Annotated in this window: 15 protein-coding genes and 3 pseudogenes; 9 read left to right on the plus strand and 9 right to left on the minus strand. The window is 43.7% G+C overall.

Features of this window, described 5'->3' with window-relative positions; genetic code table 11:
• Positions 1–165: 165 nt before the first annotated feature.
• Entirely contained in the window at positions 166–1266 is a 1101-nt protein-coding gene (locus OXB_RS05670; protein WP_041072568.1) for a DUF4145 domain-containing protein, read from the plus strand.
• Positions 1267–1487: 221 nt separating this feature from the next.
• Here the strand turns inward: OXB_RS05670 and modB are convergent, their stop codons facing one another.
• From modB to OXB_RS05685, 3 genes are all read right to left on the minus strand, one after another.
• On the minus strand, positions 1488–2168 hold the full coding sequence (gene modB, locus OXB_RS05675) for a molybdate ABC transporter permease subunit (protein WP_041072570.1): 681 nt from the start codon (positions 2166–2168) through the stop codon (positions 1488–1490).
• Positions 2149–2964, minus strand: a complete 816-nt coding sequence (gene modA / locus OXB_RS05680; protein ID WP_041072572.1) for a molybdate ABC transporter substrate-binding protein — start codon at positions 2962–2964, stop codon at positions 2149–2151. The genes modB and modA overlap by 20 nt, the downstream gene beginning before the upstream one ends.
• Before the next feature lie 79 nt (positions 2965–3043).
• Complete coding sequence (locus OXB_RS05685; RefSeq protein WP_041072574.1) at positions 3044–4153, minus strand: ABC transporter ATP-binding protein; 1110 nt, start codon at positions 4151–4153, stop codon at positions 3044–3046.
• Positions 4154–4316: 163 nt separating this feature from the next.
• Here OXB_RS05685 and OXB_RS05690 point away from each other — a divergent pair, with 163 nt between their 5' ends.
• The gene (locus tag OXB_RS05690; RefSeq protein WP_041072576.1) at positions 4317–4604 is read left to right on the plus strand and encodes a HesB/YadR/YfhF family protein; all 288 of its coding nucleotides are present in this window, start codon (positions 4317–4319) and stop codon (positions 4602–4604) included.
• Positions 4605–6078: 1474 nt separating this feature from the next.
• Here OXB_RS05690 and OXB_RS05695 read toward each other — a convergent pair.
• Entirely contained in the window at positions 6079–6957 is an 879-nt protein-coding gene (locus OXB_RS05695) for a LysR family transcriptional regulator (protein WP_041072578.1), read from the minus strand.
• A gap of 138 nt (positions 6958–7095) precedes the next feature.
• Here OXB_RS05695 and OXB_RS05700 point away from each other — a divergent pair, with 138 nt between their 5' ends.
• Positions 7096–8073 (plus strand): DMT family transporter, encoded by a 978-nt coding sequence (locus OXB_RS05700; RefSeq protein WP_041072580.1) that lies wholly within the window; start codon positions 7096–7098, stop codon positions 8071–8073.
• Positions 8074–8224: 151 nt separating this feature from the next.
• Here the strand turns inward: OXB_RS05700 and yiaA are convergent.
• Positions 8225–8521 (minus strand): annotated as a pseudogene (gene yiaA / locus OXB_RS05705) (inner membrane protein YiaA); the annotation flags it as partial.
• A gap of 67 nt (positions 8522–8588) precedes the next feature.
• On the opposite strand from yiaA, the gene OXB_RS05710 reads away from it, so the two are divergent.
• Together OXB_RS05710 and OXB_RS05715 are read left to right on the plus strand one after the other, a co-directional pair.
• Positions 8589–9197, plus strand: coding sequence for a protein kinase domain-containing protein (locus OXB_RS05710; protein ID WP_041076335.1), 609 nt, complete (start codon positions 8589–8591; stop codon positions 9195–9197).
• 46 nt (positions 9198–9243) lie between these two features.
• Entirely contained in the window at positions 9244–10020 is a 777-nt protein-coding gene (locus tag OXB_RS05715) for an EcsC family protein (RefSeq protein ID WP_442852898.1), read from the plus strand.
• Positions 10021–10113: 93 nt separating this feature from the next.
• Here OXB_RS05715 and OXB_RS05720 read toward each other — a convergent pair whose 3' ends face one another.
• Positions 10114–12720: a cation-translocating P-type ATPase gene (locus tag OXB_RS05720; RefSeq protein WP_041072584.1), complete on the minus strand. Its 2607-nt coding sequence runs from the start codon at positions 12718–12720 to the stop codon at positions 10114–10116.
• Between the two features lie 291 nt (positions 12721–13011).
• On the opposite strand from OXB_RS05720, the gene OXB_RS05725 reads away from it, so the two are divergent.
• On the plus strand, positions 13012–13644 hold the full coding sequence (locus OXB_RS05725) for an FMN-dependent NADH-azoreductase (protein ID WP_041072586.1): 633 nt from the start codon (positions 13012–13014) through the stop codon (positions 13642–13644).
• A 187-nt stretch (positions 13645–13831) separates the two neighbouring features.
• On the opposite strand, the pseudogene OXB_RS05730 reads toward OXB_RS05725, so the two are convergent.
• Positions 13832–14244 (minus strand): annotated as a pseudogene (locus OXB_RS05730) (Lrp/AsnC family transcriptional regulator).
• A 515-nt stretch (positions 14245–14759) separates the two neighbouring features.
• On the opposite strand from OXB_RS05730, the pseudogene OXB_RS05735 reads away from it, so the two are divergent.
• Positions 14760–15263 (plus strand): annotated as a pseudogene (locus tag OXB_RS05735) (transposase); the annotation flags it as partial.
• A gap of 189 nt (positions 15264–15452) precedes the next feature.
• Here OXB_RS05735 and feaR read toward each other — a convergent pair.
• Positions 15453–16427 (minus strand): transcriptional regulator FeaR, encoded by a 975-nt coding sequence (feaR, locus tag OXB_RS05740; protein ID WP_041072588.1) that lies wholly within the window; start codon positions 16425–16427, stop codon positions 15453–15455.
• Positions 16428–16751: 324 nt separating this feature from the next.
• Between feaR and OXB_RS05745 the strand changes: the two genes are divergently transcribed.
• Together OXB_RS05745 and OXB_RS05750 are read left to right on the plus strand one after the other, a co-directional pair.
• Entirely contained in the window at positions 16752–17774 is a 1023-nt protein-coding gene (locus OXB_RS05745; protein WP_041072590.1) for a carbon-nitrogen hydrolase family protein, read from the plus strand.
• Between the two features lie 72 nt (positions 17775–17846).
• Entirely contained in the window at positions 17847–18893 is a 1047-nt protein-coding gene (locus OXB_RS05750; RefSeq protein WP_231860395.1) for a phenylacetaldoxime dehydratase family protein, read from the plus strand.
• 93 nt (positions 18894–18986) lie between these two features.
• Here OXB_RS05750 and OXB_RS05755 read toward each other — a convergent pair whose 3' ends face one another.
• Positions 18987–19187 (minus strand): hypothetical protein, encoded by a 201-nt coding sequence (locus tag OXB_RS05755; protein WP_041072594.1) that lies wholly within the window; start codon positions 19185–19187, stop codon positions 18987–18989.
• Positions 19188–19271: the final 84 nt, after the last annotated feature.

Genomic DNA, 19271 nt, shown 5'->3' on the forward strand with positions numbered 1-19271 from the left:
TATTGTTTAATAGGGTTCTTCAATGGGAAAAATACACTGCAAGGCCTTGCCGTTAAGACCGGCTGCTTTCTGTGCGCATACCGCCCTTCCACATGGAGATTTTGAAGAGGGGTGCCGCATGGTCGCCGTATTAAATACACGCTAGCATGAGGAGATCTGCCTATCATGGAAAATAACCCACCCTATTTTTATCATTTTTTAGAACCGGTATCCAAAGACCTATCCCGAATGGCGAATGAGCTTGAAAAGAGCATTTACTCCAGTCCACAGACTATGCTGATGCACGCACGGACATTTGTCGAAGCGGTTCTGCAGCGGGTCATGGTTGCGGAACAGCTGGCAGGTGAGGATAATCTTACACTCAAAGACAGAATTGATTTGCTGGAGAGAAAAAACGTGCTGAAAAAGGAAGTTCTTGATGCGCTTCACGAGGTGAGAATGAATGGGAACTCAGCGGCACACGAAACTAGGAACTTCCGGTATTCGGAGGCCCTTCTTTCTTGGGAGGCGCTCTATACAATCATCCGGTGGTATGTGAAACAATACAGCCCTGTGGATGTGAATGTGCCGGTTTATGAGGATCCCGAACCAACGAAAGGTGATGAAACCGAAGTAACCGAACTCGAAGCACGGTTGCAAAACATGGAAACCCTGATCCGTTCAAACATTCAACAACAGAGAGGTCTCAACGAGGAACTTGAGACAGCAGCAGTTTCAGGGACCCCTGAAGATGCACTGCCGGGTCTTGCTACGGTTCGCACAATCGTATATAAAGACCGAAGTCTGGAAGTCCCGCACTTTCTCCGCGACGCATTCCTGCTGCCGCAAAGATTCGAGAAATCGGAACGTTTTCTCGCAATGCTTGCGGCTGAACAGGAGGTACGGGTCATGAGCGAACTTCCGAATAATCTGGAGGGGCTGCATGAAGACGTGGAAGGGTTCAGTGAAAAAAATGATGAGATGTTATTCAAAGAACTGAAACACTTCATCGAAGAAGAAATCGCCAGACGTGAGATAGAATTGGCGCATCCAGGGAAGCTCATATTGTTTTACAATACGGATTATGTTATCGTTACCGATCAATTGGCGAGCATCCCCCTAACGAAAGAGGATTTCGGCAGCAGTCCAAGCCTATTCCATCAATTGCACGAAGATCAGATTGAAAGGGTTGGTCAGCTTCCTAAAGACTTGGTTACCCTAACTAAATACGACAGCATTGATTTCAAGACAGTAGAAGAACTGTTCGGGCAATTGAAGAGGAAGTAAGCCATATGAAGCGGAGGGTAACAGGCTCTGGATGTCAGCCTGGGTACCCGGTACCGAAGACATTTTGATAAGAAAAGAGACCGTTCAGGAAATTAGACGGTCTCCTTTATTTTTTCAAATTGAAACTCATTAATTAGTGCATGCCTTTTGTAGTAAAGATGTGCAATATTTCCAATGAAAAAAGACCATAGAACCAACGGAGCTGAAGTCCGAAATAGGCATTAATCTTGTTTTGTTCTGACGATTAGCAACATCACAAAGGAAATAAAGACAATGGAAATGACCCACAACCACGCCATTTTCATATTACCGGAATCAATCGCTATATAAATGGCCGTAGGAATTGTCTGTGTGACTCCAGGGATGTTACCGGCGAACATTAATGTAGCACCAAATTCACCCAATGCCCGTGCAAAGCTTAATATGCTTCCGGAAACAAGGGCCCTTGAAGCTAAGGGAACAGAGATGAAGATGAAAATCCTCCATTCATTCGCTCCATCTATCCTAGCCGCTTCTTCAATCTCAAGGTTCACTCCCTGGAATCCCGATTTTGCGGACTGATACATTAGAGGAAAAGCAACAACGATTGAAGCAATCACGGCGGCCCACCAAGTGAATATTACAGGCTGTTTAAAAAGCCATTCAATCGCCTGTCCAATCATGCTGTTTTTTCCGAAGATGACAATAAGAAAAAATCCAACAACTGTTGGAGGGAGTACCATCGGAAGCATCAGAATTGTTTCCAAAATGGCTTTTCCCTTAAAAGAATTTCTGGCTAAAAGTCGTGCTGCCAATGTTCCCATTATAATAACAACAACGCCAGCTATGGAGGCTATTTTCAAAGATAACCAGACGGGACTCAAAAATTCTTGCACGAAATCCTTATTTAGTAGTAAATCCATATTCTTTAAAGACCTTTATTGCGTCTTCGCCTTGTAAGTAATTGTGAAATTCTTTCGCAGCTTCGTATTGTTTTGAGTCCGTAATGATCCCGACAGGATAAATAATAGGAGCGTGTGTAGAAGGTTCGGCGGATACAATGATTTCTACTTTATCTGAAAGTAAGGCATCCGTTTTGTATACAATTCCAGCATCAACATTGCCGGTTTCAACGTAAGACAAGACTTGACGGACATCTTTCGCATAAACTACTTTTGACTCCACATCATTCCAGATATCCATATTCTCAAGTGACTCTTTTGCATATTTTCCTGCAGGCACTGTTTCCGGCGTTCCGATGGACATTTTATCTACTTTTGTAAGGTCTTCGAAACTTTCAATCAACGGGTCTCCTAGTGGAACAACTAAAACAAGTTCATTTCCTAGAAGGTCTAATCCGTCTTCCTTTGCAATATTTCCTTCCTCTACCAATAAATCGAACTTATCTTCGGCAGCAGAGAAAAACAGGTCGACCGGCGCCCCCTGGGTGATTTGCTGCTGCAAAGAGCCGGAACCACCGAAGTTGAATTTCAACGAAACTTCGGGATGCTCCTCTTTATATGACTGTTGAATTGCATCCATAGCATCTTTCAGACTAGCCGCAGCTGAAATGGTTAATTCAACAGTTTCCCTATGTCCAGAGGATGTCTCTGTTTCCTGTTGGTCTGAACCTTGATCAGTATGCTGTTTATTAGCACATGCTGCTGTCATCATAAGTAAAGATAAAAGAACACCGAAGAACTTCTGTCGCTTTTGCATATTCCACCTCATCCTCACCCATTATTTATAACTTATTATAACTAGTGCTGTCTTATTAAGCTAAAGGTGATCGTCTCTTCTACTCTTCATCAAGAGTAATACGATTTTCTGTTTTGGGGTCGAAAAAGTGGACTCTATTCATATCCATTGCTAAATCCAGAATTTGGCCTTGTGTAACATCCGATTGTGCGTCAATCCGGGCAATCAATGGTTGGCTTGCGATTTGTGAGTATATAAGCGTTTCCGCGCCCAGCAGCTCAGTCGCCTCTATTTTCACATTAATGGTAGAACCGGTACAGCTTTCAATGAATGAATCGTCATCATGAAGATCTTCCGGGCGAATGCCCAATATAATTTCTTTGTTTGCATAGCCCTGCTTATATAGAATATTATTAGTTCTTTCTGGGAGTAAGATAGAAACATGACCTATATGTATTTTTCCTTCCGACACGATACCAGTAAAAAAGTTCATCGCAGGTGAACCGATAAAGCCCCCGACAAAAATGTTATCGGGTTTTTCATATACTTCTTTCGGAACTCCGACTTGCTGAATCATGCCGTCATTCATCACGACAAGGCGTGTTGCCATTGTCATGGCTTCGGTCTGGTCATGCGTAACGTAAAGAGTTGTGGTTTGTAAGCGTTGATGCAGTTTAATAATTTCCATTCGCATTTGTGTACGGAGTTTTGCGTCTAAGTTGGATAAGGGCTCGTCCATTAAGAACACTTTCGCATCGCGAACGATGGCGCGGCCCAATGCTACACGTTGTTGTTGCCCGCCAGAAAGCGCCTTCGGTTTTCGATTTACATATTCCTCAAGACCAAGAATCTGTAAAGCCTCTTTTATACGGCGATCAATTTTAGCCTTTGGGAATTTGCGACTCCTTAGCCCAAATGCCATGTTTTGATAGACGTCCATATGCGGGTAAAGGGCATAATTTTGGAAAACAAACGCGATGTCACGGTTTTTTGAAGAAATATGGTTCATCCGTTTCCCATCAATTAGAATATCTCCTTGTGAGGGATCTTCTAGTCCGGCAACAAGGCGCAATATCGTAGATTTACCACAGCCTGACGGCCCGACTAAAACAATAAACTCCTTGTCACTAATGTCGAGGTTGAAATCTTTTACTGCTGCTATATTATTATGGTAAGTCTTATAAAGATGCTGTAGTCGTAATTTGACCATTTGTGTCATCCTTTATAAAAAGTCATTCCTTAATTTAAAAATGCAGTATAAGACTTCCGGCAGATCAATAATCACTTGTAACTCATTGTAGTATAAAACTAAAGAAGATTCACTTTAATTCAAGTCGTATGGCGTGTAACTTTTAAGGAAGGGATGGTATTATATGGAGTTGGTTGTAACTGATGCGGCTGTTAACTGGTTTCGAGAAGAGGTTGGTTTGAAAGGGGATTCAGTGAAATTCCATGGGAGATATGGAGGCGCCGATCCCGTTCAATTTGGATTCTCTTTGATGTTTACAAGGAATAAACCAATTCGTGCTGTTGCGAGCGTCCGGAAAAGAGGGGTGTTGCTATTTGTCGAAGAGAACGACTTATGGTTTTTCGATGGGCATGACCTGCACGTGGATTATGATGAGAAGCTGGAGGAGCTTAGCTATACATACGTCAAGTAATGGATATCGCCATGGAATGGATTGACGAAACTTCTAAATACAGTTGGCGCAAGTGTCTTACAAGACCGGACATTAGTGGCGGGGAAGACCTTTCTTCGATTAAGGAACAACTGGTAGCATTCGAGGGTCAAATTGAACCCGGGATGCCAGGTGCATGACCTGTCCAGCCCATGGAAATACAAGGAATCATGCAGCTTTTCATAGTGGCCATAGACATTACGCGAAGTTCAGGGAGTTTTTCTTTTACCGAGTGAATCGGTTGGTCTCCGCCGTAGACATTCAGTTGTTTTAACTGTCCGTTTGGCAGTTTGGACAGAAATTGCGCGAGTTGAAACCGCTATAGACCCTTTAATGGAAATTTCCATTAAAGGGTTTTTCATTTGAATCCGACTTGGGGGAACTTGTATTCCTTAGCACCGAACTGTCACACCCGGGGCCCGAACTGACATACCCTGCAAGGAAACTCGCACACCCCGACGAAACTGGCACACCCTCGGAAGGAACTGTCACATCCGGGGCCCGAACTGAGACACCCCGCGAGGAAACTCGCACACCCCGACGAAACTGGCACACCCTCGGAAGGAACTGTCACATCCGGGGCCCGAACTGAGACACCCCGCGAGGAAACTCGCACACCCCGACGAAACTGGCACACCCTCGGAAGGAACTGTCACATCCGGGGGCCGAACTGTCACACCCCGCACGGAAACTCGCACACCCGGACGAAACTGGCACACCTTCGGAAGGAACTCACACCCGGGCCCAAACTGTTACACCCTGCAAGGAAATTCGCACACCCCGATGAAACTGGCACACCCTCGGCAGGAACTCGCACACCCGGGGCCCGAACTGTCACACCCTGCAAGGAAACTCGTACACCCCGACGAAACTGACACACCCTCGGAAGGAACTGTCACATCCGGGGGCCGAACTGTCACACCCCGCAAGGGAACTCGCACACCCGGGGCCCGAACTACCACTCCCTGCAAGGGAAAGCAGGATAACCTACTCTTCCGATTTGAATTTTTCTACCGATTTCCTCCTCAATCTACGAACAAATGATTTATGCTTGTTAGCTTTAGTTGCTTGGAGTGAGTGGAAGGCGGCGACTCCCTGCGAGGTGAAACACGAATGTTGAGACCCCGCAGGAAAAGCGAAGCGTTTGGCAACAGAGCAGTAGCTATTGCAGCGATAATTGCTCTCTACACCAACAGAAAAAAGTAACCTTTCTCCGCTACCGGGCAAGTAGATGAGATGGTTACTTTTTTTGGTTAAACATTCTTACTTCTGGCCAACCGCAATTCAAGCGGATGTCAGCTGCAATCGACCGGTTGTTGGCGCACTCGGTATTTTTTAATATGTTTATTTTACTACAGACATACGAGGACTACACCTTGAAGAGCATCAAACCGCCTCTAGAAAGATCTTTGCAGTCCGAAGGAAACTAACTGTCAAAGATGTCCTCCTTGCTAACCTAAAATCCTATCGGATAAGCGGGTTCTTCATTGCCATGTTCAAACGTTTCGATAAACTTTTCAAGGGTGGAAGTTAAATACGCATCTTTTCTTCGAATGAAGACGGTATTGATTTTGCTGTATTTTTCGGGCAAGTAATGACAGTGGACCAGTTCTTTTTCTGCTAAATGGGAGACGGCTGATTTGGGAACAAACGTAATGCCAAGACCCATGACTACGCTCCCTAGTATTGTTTCCAAGGTTCCGAATTCCATCACTTTTTGCGGGGTTATGTTTTGATCTTTATACCAGGTTTCCAGTCTTGCCCGGTAGCCGCATCCTTTGCTGAAGCAAAGGAATGGCTCCTTTTTTAATTGCTCCACTGACGTTTTCGATTTGTCTGATAGTATGACTAGCTCTTCTTGAAAAACGTCATGGGAAACCAGTTCAGGGTGTTGGTCGATTTCTGTTATGAACGCACCATCCAAATGGTGATTTAGTACATCTTGTTGGAGCTGTTCAGTCACACCTGTCAGAAGAGATAAATCTACGTTTTTATATTTTTTACTATAGGCAGACAAGATAACCGGTAATTTAATGACGGTTTCCACGGAACCGATTTCCAGTTTGCCTGCGGGTTCCGTTTTACTTTGGACGACTTTTTTCATTTCATATGTTAGCGATAGGATTTTCTCGCAATAGACGAGCAGTTTTTTTCCTTCAGGTGTTAATGTCATTCCGCGGTTGTGACGGTTAAAAAGAGCCGTATTCATCTCGGTTTCCAGCTTCTTGATTCTGGATGTAATATTGGACTGGACGTAGCTTAGTTCTTTCGCAGCTTCTGTAATCGTCCCTTTCTGGGCAACCATTTGAAAGATTTCCAAGTCTTTAAATTCCACGCAATTACCCCTTTCAATTTCCTCTCCTTCTATGGTATCACCAAAAGAGATGTTAGACATCAATAATGTTCATTTTGAATGATATCCAACTTGTGATTCAATAAATATGTAGAAGATAGTTGAAGGAGACAGAGCTTTATGCAGAAGAATGTAGTATTGGGCGCTATGTTATGTTTGATTTCGGCAATATCCTGGGGAGCTATGTTTCCAGTGGCGAATCATGCGTTTCACCAGATTGACCCGTTTTATTTTACGATTTTCCGTTATGTCCTTGTAACGATCATTTTAATCGTGTGGCTGTTAGGGAAGGAAGGGAAACAAGCTTTTCGGTTGGAAGGGAAAGGTTGGTTGCTCTGGTTTTTCGGTACGATGGCCTTTACGGTATATAATTTGCTGATTTTCTGGGGACAAGACTTATTGGGCCATCCAGGTACCATGGTCGCTTCCATTATGGAATCTTTGATGCCGATGATTTCAATCGTCATTGTCTGGATGCTAGTACGACAACGCCCGCATGCCTTTACGTTATTTTGTGTGTTTATCGGGTTCGTTGGCGCGTTGCTAGTCGTTACAAAAGGGAATCTCGGCTCCTTTTTTGCAGCGAAAAATGACATGATTCCATCTTTATTTATTTTTCTCGCAGTCATTGGCTGGGTTGTCTACACAATGGGCGGAAGCCGATTTAGCAAGGATGGTTGGTCTGCATTACGTTATTCCACGTTAAGTTGTTTGCTCGGAACCGCTACTGCAGTTGTTGTCGTTTTTGGCGTCACGCTCTCTGGATATGTCTCGTTTCCGACCGTTGAAACAATGATCATGACGGGCCCTCATATTGCTTTCATGGTGATCTTCCCGGGTGTAATTGCCTTGGTAGGATGGAATTATGGCGTAAGTGTCATCACACCGCTTAATGGATTGCTATTTCTTAACTTTGTACCCGTTACAACATTGGTCATTCAAATATTTCAAGGTGCTGGTATCACTGCTAACGATGCCATCGGTACTATTTTCATTATCGTATCTTTGCTTTCAAATAATATTTTTCTTAGGTTGCAGCAAAAAAACAGGGAACCGAAAGAGAAGTTTAAAGGGAGATTGCAGGAGATATCATCTTGATGTAGGGGCTGTCCAGTATGTATCCGAAATAAAACAGGTGGAGAAAAATTATACGTTTTTCTCCACCTGTCTTTGCCGCCTAGGCTTCCGCAAATCACGATACTTACTATTGGATGGCCTGGCGCCTTGTAAAAAGTGTTTCCCGTGAAAATCAATCCATCTCCCTAGACTTCTGTGTATCCCGGACATTCTTCTGCACGGTGATCGCCGCGAAGATGCTCAGAACGAACGCCATTGCATAAAAACCTTTTTCACTCAGCACGATACTTCCTGCGTTGTATAAGCCGATAGCCATCAATAAAATCGAAATAATTAGTGCAAACCAGCTGATTCCATAATAAATGTTCGTCACGGGTATCCCTTCGTCCTTATCCCGGACTGCTTTTTGCAGAGAAACCGATGAATAGAGGCCGAATACTAAAATAGCAAAATAATATCCTTTTTCATTTTAAAGACGATATGCCCAATAATTGGACATATCGCTTTTTTATTTCGAAAGTATTGCAGGCCATATTTTGCCAACCTATCAAGCACTCGCACAAACAGTTATCATAAACAGGAAAAACCGTTTAATTCATTATGATGATTCGTTACAGCATGTCGGAACAGGAAGAAGTGCATTTGTGTTTCAGATAAAATCTACAATGACAGCCATAAAAGTCTATTTCCCTGCATTTGCGCATCTTGCCAAAGAGGAAACTGAAATTTATGAAAAACTTCAGGACATCGCGTATTATCCAACGGTGTATGACTCGGGGTCGAATTATATTGTGATGGATTATATTGAGGGGGATACGCTTTTTGACTGCATATCCCGGGGAAAAGTCATCACGCCTGCACATATGAAAACAATCGATGCAGCTCTATCCTTGGCCGTTGCCAGGAATCTGAATCCATCTGACATTCACTTACGTAATATATTTATCACGTATGCAGGTGAGATAAAAATCATTGATGTCGCTCGTTTTAGACAAACGAAGGAATGTAGGCAATGGCAAAATTTAAAGAAAGCGTACAGCACATTTTACAGCAAACGTTTATTTCCAAAGAAGGTTCCGGCTCCATGCCTGAATATGATCGCGGTCCTTTATAAAAAAGGCTGTCTACCACTATATCGAGCATAAATTAGGAAAGAGGGGGAGAAAGGTGACTGAACCTAAAGAGCAGTTAATGGAGGAACTTAAAAAAGTAGAAAAATGGGAGAAAGACCAGAGTGATTTATGGTTTTGGGAAAAGTTGGGACGCTTGCCGTTTAAAATAATTGATAAATGGACGCCTGATTTCATTCAACGTAAAATCGGCGTTCTCTTGGACGAACTTGGCCAGTACATTCAAACAGGGGGGAGCTATTTGAGCTCCGTCTCTAAAGTTTCCTCTTACTACCCCGACTTGGACGTCAGCACGTTGGAAACTGTAGAAAAGCTTCCGATTTCTACAATGGATGCCGCCGTCGAACAAATCACTGGCAACCGAAAAAAGCTGGCAACGCTACAAGGCGCGAGTACTGGGGTTGGCGGTGTTTTCACTTTAACAATCGACATTCCCCTCTTGCTCGGGTTGCAATTGAAAACTTTGCAGGACATCGCGATTTGTTATGGCTATGACCCCAACAGGAAAGAAGAACGTTTGTTTATCATAAAATGCCTGCAATTTGTTTCTGCCGACATGGTAGGCAAACAAACCATTTTGGCTCAACTATCCCGTTTCGATTCGCCTGACGAGGCGTCTAAGCGTGAAATTCTATCGGAACTACAGGGCTGGCGTGAAGTCTTTTTTTCCTATCGGGATCAAATTGGTTGGAAAAAATTCTTTCAAATGATTCCGATTGCCGGTCTCGTGTTCGGCGCCTTCATTAACCGTTCTGCTGTAAATGATATTGCGGAAGCAGGGAAAATGCTTTATCGGAAAAGAAGGATTGTTGAGAGGCTGGAAATGCAAAAAGGTTAAGTGTGCCAACATTACAATCAATCCTCACCAAAATAAAAAGAACGCCTAAATGGGCGTCCTGACGAAATTGATTTGCAGTCTTGCTGCTTGAGTTTATTTGCTTCTTACAAACAACAGTTTATACCATTGAATCACGAGGAACGGCATGATGGACAAGCTGTAAATGAGCACGAATTGCGCATTGCTTAATGGCGCGACTTTGAACATATCTGTCAGCGATGGGAGCAGTAAGACGAGATGTAGACTTAGAAAACCGATGACAAATGCGACCCATGTATAGGGATTTGAAAAGACACCGATTGCGAAGATGGACTCTCTGGATCTGGAGTTGAACCCATGTACGAGTCTCGCCAAACATAAAGTCGCAAACGCCATTGTGCTTGCGGTGAGCGGATCTCCCGTTGACAGGCCGACACGAAAAGCGATAATCGTGGAGATTGCAATTAAGATTCCTTCCAAGATGACTCGAACCGTAAATGGTTTATTCAATAACGACATGTGTATATTCCTCGGCTTGTCCTTCATTGCGTTCGGATTATGCGGCTCTAATCCGATGGCAATCGCGGGCAGACTGTCGGTCAGTAAGTTAATGAATAAGAGATGTACGGGCGCGAAGGGGACGGGCAGCCCGAATACGGTCGCATATAACACAACGAAAATAGCCCCCGCATTTCCGGATAGTAAAAAGAGAATGGCGTTTTTAATATTCGTATAGATGCTTCGTCCATTCGAAATTGCTTTGACAATCGTTGAAAAATTATCATCCGTTAACACCATGGAGGATGCGTCTTTCGCTACCTCGGTGCCGGTGATTCCCATCGCCACGCCGATGTCGGCTTTTTTCAAGGCGGGACCGTCATTCACGCCATCTCCCGTCATTGCCACAACATGTCCTTTTTCCTGCCACGCATTCACAATCCGAATTTTATGCTCAGGTGTGACGCGGGCGTAGACGGAGAAGTCTTGCACTTGCTCTCGTAGTTGCTCGTCAGTTAACTTTTCAATTTCACGTCCTTCAATTGCTTCCGACGGATCTTGTAAAATCCCGATTTGCTTAGCGATGGCTGTTGCTGTTATTTTATGGTCACCTGTGATCATGACGGGTTTGATACCCGCTTGGATGCAGCTCTCGACCGCCGCTTGCGACTCTTTTCTCGGAGGATCCATCATCGCGAGTAAGCCTACAAATGTGAGGCCTCTTTCATCGCTGGCATCGATTGGCCAATTTTTCTTTACTTCTTTATAGGCAATGGCCAATACGCGCAGCCCGTTCTTTGAGAAATGGTGATTGGCCTCCTCGATTTGTTTTCGATGTTCTTCCGTTATCGCTATGGCTCCTTTGGAAGTATCGATCTTTACAATCTTGGAGAGGAGAACGTCAACGGCCCCCTTCGTAATCATGATAGTTTGCTGACCGAATTGATTCACAGTGCTCATAAGTTTTCTGTCCGAATCAAAAGGAACTTCCTCGATTCTGGGGAAGTGTTTCCTGACGATGGATTCGTCAAAATGGAACTGTCTCCCTAATTTTACGAGTGCTATTTCGGTAGGGTCGCCGATTTCTTTTTCATCGCGATTCAAGGCGTCATTGCATAATAGTGCTTGCAAGAGTAATTTTTTTTCAATGGGATGTTCCGGTTGCAGCTGATCGTGGGGGATGACTTTTTGGTCCACATACACTTGTTGAACGGCCATTTTATTCTCGGTCAAGGTTCCTGTTTTATCCGAGCAAATGACCGATACACTGCCGAGACTTTCGACGGCATAGAGCTTTCGGATAATCGCGTTTTCCTTCGCCATCTTTCGGGTTCCGAACGCCAGCACAATCGTGACAATGGAGCTCAATGCTTCCGGAATCGCAGCCACTGCCAGAGAAACGGCAAACATGAACGACTCGACTAATTCACGTCCCCGAACTAGATCAATTGCGAAAATGGCAACACAGAGCATCGTAATCCCAAGAGCTAATTTTTCTCCAAAATGATCGAGGCTCACTTGCAGGGGAGTTTTCTTCTCTTTTGCCGTGTCCAACAAGTTTGCGATTTTCCCAATTTCCGTTTCCATTCCAATCGCGGTCACGGCCACAAATCCGCGTCCATTGGTGACAAAGCTTCCGGCGAACACCATGTTATTTTGGTCGGCAATCGTTTCATGACCTTCATCGAGAGGTGTGGTATGTTTGGCGACTGCCAGTGATTCGCCGGTTAGCGAACTTTCATTACTATGCAGATTATAGCTTTCCACGACTCGTCCGTCGGCACTGATAAAATCACCGGCTTCCAAATAGAGAAGGTCGCCAACTACGATCTCTTCGGAAGCAATCTCGATAATTTGATTGTTCCGCATCACTTTTGCGGTAGGGGAGGACAAAGCTTTCAAATTCTCCAAAGATTGTTCTGCCTTCGCATGCTGGACAGTACCCAAGATGGCGTTTAATATTACGACAAGCAGGATCACAATCGTGCTTTCGACTTCCCCTAATAGAAATGAAACGAAAGCGGCAATCAGTAAAATAATGACTAATAAATCGTTGAACTGGCCAAAGAAAACGGCGATGGTACTTGTCCTTTTTCCTTCCGCCAATTCATTATAACCATAGAGGGCTTGTCTCGTTTCGACGTCGTAATCAGACAGGCCTTGTTTTGTCACGTCCACCAACTTCATAACTTCCTCTGCGGATTGTCGATAGTAGGCTGACATTTGATTCTCCTTTCCCTTGGAAAATCTACATTCTTTTTAGTTTGTCCATTGGAAGCAAGTCGGCCATCATAGAATGAGGTGATCTGCTTCTTTTCCATTAGCATACTACTTTATCAATCCTATTCCTGGTCCTGTTCCAATATGACAGCCTTTTTGAATTTTTCCCCTAAATCTTGTGCCGTTCTTTCTATATAAGGACTAAAATCATTCGAAACTTATGATTTGCTATTTGTTTTGAATTCATATAGTATGAATTCGAGGTAATTAATTTGCAAAAAGGAGAATTACAAAATGAATGTTTTAGTTGTAAAAGCCAACAACCGTCCAGCTTCGGAAGGTGTTTCAAGCAAAATGTATGAAACTTTCATAAATGCAATTGAAGGTGTCAATGTAACAACTTTTGATGTGTTTGCGGAAGATATGCCATATATTGGACAAGAATTATTCGACGCTTTCGGTAAAGTACAATCGGGCGAAGAAATGACAGATATCGAACAGCGTCTTTTAGCTGCAAAACAAAAAGCAATGGATGCTTTGACAGCAGCAGACGTCGTTGTATTCGCCTTCCCATTATGGAACCTAACAATCCCGGCGAGACTGCAAACATTCATTGATTATGTATACCAAGCCGGCTTCACATTCAAATATGATGAAAATGGACAAGCTGTACAATTGATGACTGATAAAAAAGCCATTATTTTAAGTTCCCGTGGCGGCGTTTACTCCACACCGGAAGCAGCACCGATGGAAATGGCCGCTAACTATATGAAAAACGTTGTAGGTGGCGTATTCGGTATGGAAATCACGCATGAAGTCATTATCGAAGGTCATGCAGCTGCACCAGATCAAGCGGAAGCGATTATTGCAGAGGGTCTGAAAAAAGTCGAAGCTGTTGCGAAAGAGTTATCCGCAGTAACGGTGTAAGGGATATTCTAGACAAAAGTGCCATTCGGGGTATCCTGAATGGCATTTTGTATGGCTTACACTGAGTAATTAAAAGACTAGGGATTATGGGAGGGGGGGAGGGCATTTATCTCAAGAAGAATGCAACCCTGCAGCATGAGCAAAGAAAACAAAGGATATCTCATGCCACTCATCTCTAAGAAAAACGTCACACATTAGACGCCCATAAAGCATTAGAACGTTTTTTCACTTCCTTGATAGACAAATAAAGCTGGTAGTTTCCGTATTTCAACAAATCATTCAATAGATGATTCAGAGCATCCTGTGAACTGACCGTTACCTTTAACAGATAACAGGCATCTCCCGAAACACGATGCACTTCGGTAATTTCATCGCGTATATCAATAAATTTCAATAAATCGTCATGCGTCTGAGCATGCATAAAAAAGATGATAAAGGCCGTATAAGGGAGACCGACCTTCAATTCATCAATCACGATGGAATACGCTTGAATGATGCCGAGATCCTTCATTTTTTTATGCGATTGCCCACAGCTTGTCCGGTCATATGAATTTTTTCACCAATTTCTTTCCATTGTATTCGAGCATTTTCATTTAACAGTTATAGTATTTGGACATCAATCTCATCTATTTGCATAGTAATCCCTTTCGCGGTGAAACAGTTTTTAGTAATAGTATTTCATTAGTCTATCAAAAATTCAATCACTTCTGTCTATTGGTGAGGGAGAAGCTAACCCCTGCTGAACAAGTATGGACGATACGAAACATGGCGCTTTTCTCTCGGGTTAATTATGATTTCGTATTAAACATGAATACTAAAAAACCGTCTTCAAGAGGCCACTGAAAAAGTCCACTTAAGAGGGCTCATGCTAGAACTGTTGATTTCCGTTCCGAGCGGACGCTTTCCGTGGGGCGGGCGGTGAGCCTCCTCGTCGCTTCGCTCCTGCGGGGTCTCACCTGTCCCGCTAATCCCACAGGAGTCGCCGCTCTGCACTCCAATCAACGGGACTCACCCGCATATAAAGTAAAAAAAACAGCGATTCAATTCCTTTCATCGAGGAATGGATCGCCGTTTTTATTGTATAATCAACGTATTAAATCCAGGTGGTGTCCCTGATGATCTCCAATCAAGAATCTCTGAACCTCAGTCCATATATGGCAATTTACGATATCGTCGTCCCAAAAGATAATATGCTGCGTCAAATAAACGAACTTGTTGATTTCACCTTCATTCTAGAAGAGTTGAGAAGTAAATATTGCTTGGATAACGGCAGTAAAGCCGTGCCGCCAATTCGCATGTTTAAGTATCCACTGTTGAAATCCATCTTCGACTTATCAGATGTTGATGTAGTTGAACGTTCGAAATATGACATGTCCTTTAAGTATTTCTGGGACATGGCTCCAGAAGATCCCGTGATTAATTCAAGTTTATTAACGAAATTCCGTAACCTTCGTCTTCAAGACCTAGGTTTAGTAGACATGCTTATTTATAAAACGGTTGATATCGCACTGGAAAAGAACTTGATTAAAAGTAAAACGATTATCGTGGATGCTACGCATACGAAATCGCGTTATAACCAAAAGTCACCTAAAGAGTTTCTAATGGAGAATAATAACCTTAATGAAAGAAGCAAAGTAAGAAAAACCAAAGAAAAAGACACCATTTCGTTCGAAAAAAAGAACGAGATGGTGTCTTTTTAGATTTCGGGGTACCTTGCAAATTAAACGTGAGTTTTTCAGTGGCCTCATACACAAGAGGACGGTTTTTGGCATTTTTGCAGGGGAGGACAGGGTCCCTCCAAACTGATATCACTTCTCTTCTTTAGCCTTACTTAAAGTTGTAGCACGATATTCAGCCGGGCTCATACCGAAACGTTGCTTGAAGGTCCGGCTAAAATGGGCGGCGTTGTTAAAGCCCCACTGGAAAGCGATCTCCATGACGGTGCGTTGGATTTGTTTAGGATCGCTGAGATCTAAACGGCAGTGTTCCAAGCGCTGTTGACGAATCAAAGCAGCGACGGATTGTCCTTCCGCTTCAAATAATTTATGGAGATAGCGGGTGGAAATCCCTTGGCTGAAGGCCACAACGTCAGGCGTAAGATCAGGATCGGCTAGGTGGGTGGAGATGAATGCTCGCGCGCCAGCCCGATGAACGTTGGCCATGGAGTTGACTTCGTTTAATTTAACCCCTGAAATTGTGGTTAACGCGGTCGCCAGCAAATCCAAAGTAGTTTCGGCCACACGCAACCGGGTGATCGAGTCGAGATGAAGATAAGAGGACGCTACTGTTCTCAACAATGTGGAAACCATGGTGGTCACCGGATGTTGCGTTCCCGGATTCAATATTGCGGTAATTTGTTCTGCCTCCGCACAGCGGGCAAGCAATAGCGAACGGGGAAACTGAAAAACAATTTGTTGGAATGGCTGCTCAAAATGTAATACATAGGGCCGGGTACTGTCGTATAGGGTGAAATCGCCTGGCTGCAGTCGGGCCTCTCGTTGGTCCTGCTTGATATAGGCTTGTCCTTTCGTTTGCAGACTGACAAGGAAATAGTCCTCTACGGATTTCTGAATTTGTCGGTTGGAGCGAACAACGCGTTGTGAATCCGCGTTTACTTCAGAAATTTGAATGTCCTTCAAGGAACCAGTCTCCATTCGACCTGTAAACGTATGAGGGGAGAGTTGAGAAGCATCGAGCTTTACAAACACATCACAGATTGCATCACGCCAATATGAAAAACGTTCCTGTTCCTCTACCTGTTGCGTATGCAAGATCGTTTGCAATCTAACCTCCTCCTTTACTAATAAACTTAAAATACTGACTTTTCCAAAGTATACTTCGAGAAGTGAGATGTGTCAATTCGCCTAATTAGTTTGTAAACAAGAAGGGAGTGTGCACAAATAGGCAAGTTCGTGTTCCTGTACGGTCAAGCTACCAAAACGGGTGGGGCTTATACTGTTGAATATAGAATAATTGGAATAGTTGGTTGTTGAAAGTACCAAACATAGTGGCTTCTCCAACTGGCATTCCAAGGAGGTGGGTTTTATGTAAGCGGTGTCTTGCTTCATTCATCCAATTCATCTATATATTTTAAAGGAGGATTTACCTTGTCAAATTACCCCAAATATCGTGTAGCAGCTGTTCAAGCATCTCCAGTTTTATTGGACCTGGATGCAACAATTGATAAAACATGCAGACTCGTCGATGAGGCGGCGGCAAATGGTGCAAAAGTCATCGCGTTTCCAGAAGCATTCATCCCGGGATACCCTTGGTGGATTTGGCTCGGCAATGCGGATTATGGCATGAAATACTATATTCAACTATATAAAAACTCTGTAGAGATTCCCAGTTTAGCCGTGCAAAAGTTGAGTTCGGCAGCGAAGCGGAACAAGGTATATTTTTGTGTATCCGTCACGGAAAAAGACGGAGGGTCCCTTTATCTGACTCAACTCTGGTTTGATCCGAATGGAGATCTTATCGGAAAACACCGCAAATTGAAGGCGACCAATGCAGAAAAAACGATTTGGGGCGATGGAGACGGCAGCATGATGCCTGTTTTCGAAACGGAGTTTGGAAACTTGGGCGGATTGCAGTGCTGGGAACATTTCTTGCCGCTTAATGTTGCCGCGATGGCATCTATGAATGAACAAGTGCATGTAGCTTCCTGGCCGATCGGCATGCCTCAGGAAGGTCATTTATTTGGTCCGGAACAATGTGTAACCGCTACCAAGTATTACGCGATCTCCAACCAGGTCTTTTGCTTACTGTCCTCGCAAATTTGGACAGAAGAACAACGTGATAAAATTTGTGAAACGGAAGAGCAAAGGAACTTCATGAAAGTCGGTCATGGATTTTCTAAGATCATCGCTCCGAACGGTATGGAAATCGGGAATAAACTGGCCCATGACGAAGAGGGCATCACCTATGCCGACATTGATCTGGAGCAAATCATTCCAGGGAAATTTCTTATTGATTCGGCGGGTCACTATTCAACGCCAGGATTCCTGTCTTTATCGTTTGATAGAACCGAAAAGAAGCCGATAAAACATATCGGTGAATCAGCACAAGAGACAGTAACATATGAAGAAATTCAATATGGCAACAAGGCAAATGTAAAAGTCCATTCTTGATGTACAAGTGCTGTGGTTCTTGTCACTTTCATACTGGAACAGCTTAAAAGGAGAGATGGGTAATTGAAAAATATGCCGGAAAATCACAATCCACAAGCGAATGCCTGGACTGCCGAATTTCCTCCTGAAATGAGCTATGTAGTATTTGCGCAGATTGGGATTCAAAGCAAGTCTTTGGATCACGCAGCGGAACATTTGGGAATGATGAAAAAGAGTTTCGATTTGCGGACAGGCCCCAAACATGTGGATCGAGCCTTGCATCAAGGAGCCGATGGATACCAAGATTCCATCTTTTTAGCCTACTGGGATGAGCCTGAAACATTTAAATCATGGGTTGCGGATCCTGAAGTACAAAAGTGGTGGTCGGGTAAAAAAATCGATGAAAATAGTCCAATCGGGTATTGGAGTGAGGTAACGACCATTCCGATTGATCACTTTGAGACTCTTCATTCCGGAGAAAATTACGATAATGGGGTTTCACACTTTGTACCGATCAAGCATACAGAAGTCCATGAATATTGGGGAGCAATGCGCGACCGCATGCCGGTGTCTGCCAGTAGTGATTTGGAAAGCCCCCTTGGCCTTCAATTACCGGAACCCATTGTCCGGGAGTCTTTCGGAAAACGGCTAAAAGTCACGGCGCCGGATAATATTTGCTTGATTCGAACCGCTCAAAATTGGTCTAAATGTGGTAGCGGGGAAAGGGAAACGTATATAGGACTAGTGGAACCGACCCTCATAAAAGCGAATACGTTTCTTCGTGAAAATGCTAGTGAAACAGGCTGTATTAGTTCAAAATTAGTCTATGAACAGACCCATGACGGCGAAATAGTAGATAAATCATGTGTCATCGGATATTATCTCTCCATGGGGCATCTTGAACGCTGGACGCATGATCATCCAACACATAAAGCGATCTACGGAACCTTTTATGAGATGTTGAAAAGGCATGATTTTAAGACCGAACTTGCTTTATGGCACGAGGTTTCGGTGCTTCAATCCAAAGATATCGAGCTTATCTATGTCAACTGCCATCCGAGTACTGGATTTCTTCCATTCTTTGAAGTGACAGAAATTCAAGAGCCTTTACTGAAAAGCCCTAGCGTCAGGATCCAGTGAGAAGTAGAAACTTTTTAGGAAGCACTTCCATTGTATGAAAGCAGGCACTGAAACAACGGAAATTTGTTTCAGTGCCTGATTCAATTTCTATAATCATTCTTGGGAATCATCATTTTCTTCAGACGACCAGCCTAGACTTTTTCTTCGGCGGGCATTTTTTGCTTTGATTGCTGCGAGTTCTTTTCCTTCCGCGAATTCCATTGCGGCCTCCGCCGCTTCCATATTCCGAATCGTTTTCTTCGCTTTTTCTTCGTCAGGGACAGGATCATTCGACTTTGATGCGTTTCTGAACATAGATCTAACCTCCTTCATTTCAAATTTCAACGAATAGTGTTCCCCAAATTGGCGATGAATATTTACTTTCGAAAGGTGACAGTC

This window comes from Bacillus sp. OxB-1 (assembly GCF_000829195.1).
In the GTDB taxonomy this organism is placed as follows: domain Bacteria; phylum Bacillota; class Bacilli; order Bacillales_A; family Planococcaceae; genus Sporosarcina.

Bases quoted from the DNA above. Each gene is read 5' to 3' on its own strand.
- OXB_RS05670 (WP_041072568.1), top strand. From the start codon at position 166: ATGGAAAATAACCCACCCTATTTTTATCATTTTTTAGAACCGGTATCC.
- modB (WP_041072570.1), bottom strand. From the start codon at position 2,168: ATGGATTTACTACTAAATAAGGATTTCGTGCAAGAATTTTTGAGTCCC.
- modA (WP_041072572.1), bottom strand. From the start codon at position 2,964: ATGCAAAAGCGACAGAAGTTCTTCGGTGTTCTTTTATCTTTACTTATG.
- OXB_RS05685 (WP_041072574.1), bottom strand. From the start codon at position 4,153: ATGGTCAAATTACGACTACAGCATCTTTATAAGACTTACCATAATAAT.
- OXB_RS05690 (WP_041072576.1), top strand. From the start codon at position 4,317: ATGGAGTTGGTTGTAACTGATGCGGCTGTTAACTGGTTTCGAGAAGAG.
- OXB_RS05700 (WP_041072580.1), top strand. From the start codon at position 7,096: ATGCAGAAGAATGTAGTATTGGGCGCTATGTTATGTTTGATTTCGGCA.
- OXB_RS05715 (WP_442852898.1), top strand. From the start codon at position 9,244: ATGGAGGAACTTAAAAAAGTAGAAAAATGGGAGAAAGACCAGAGTGAT.
- OXB_RS05720 (WP_041072584.1), bottom strand. From the start codon at position 12,720: ATGTCAGCCTACTATCGACAATCCGCAGAGGAAGTTATGAAGTTGGTG.
- OXB_RS05725 (WP_041072586.1), top strand. From the start codon at position 13,012: ATGAATGTTTTAGTTGTAAAAGCCAACAACCGTCCAGCTTCGGAAGGT.
- OXB_RS05750 (WP_231860395.1), top strand. From the start codon at position 17,847: ATGCCGGAAAATCACAATCCACAAGCGAATGCCTGGACTGCCGAATTT.
- OXB_RS05755 (WP_041072594.1), bottom strand. From the start codon at position 19,187: ATGTTCAGAAACGCATCAAAGTCGAATGATCCTGTCCCTGACGAAGAA.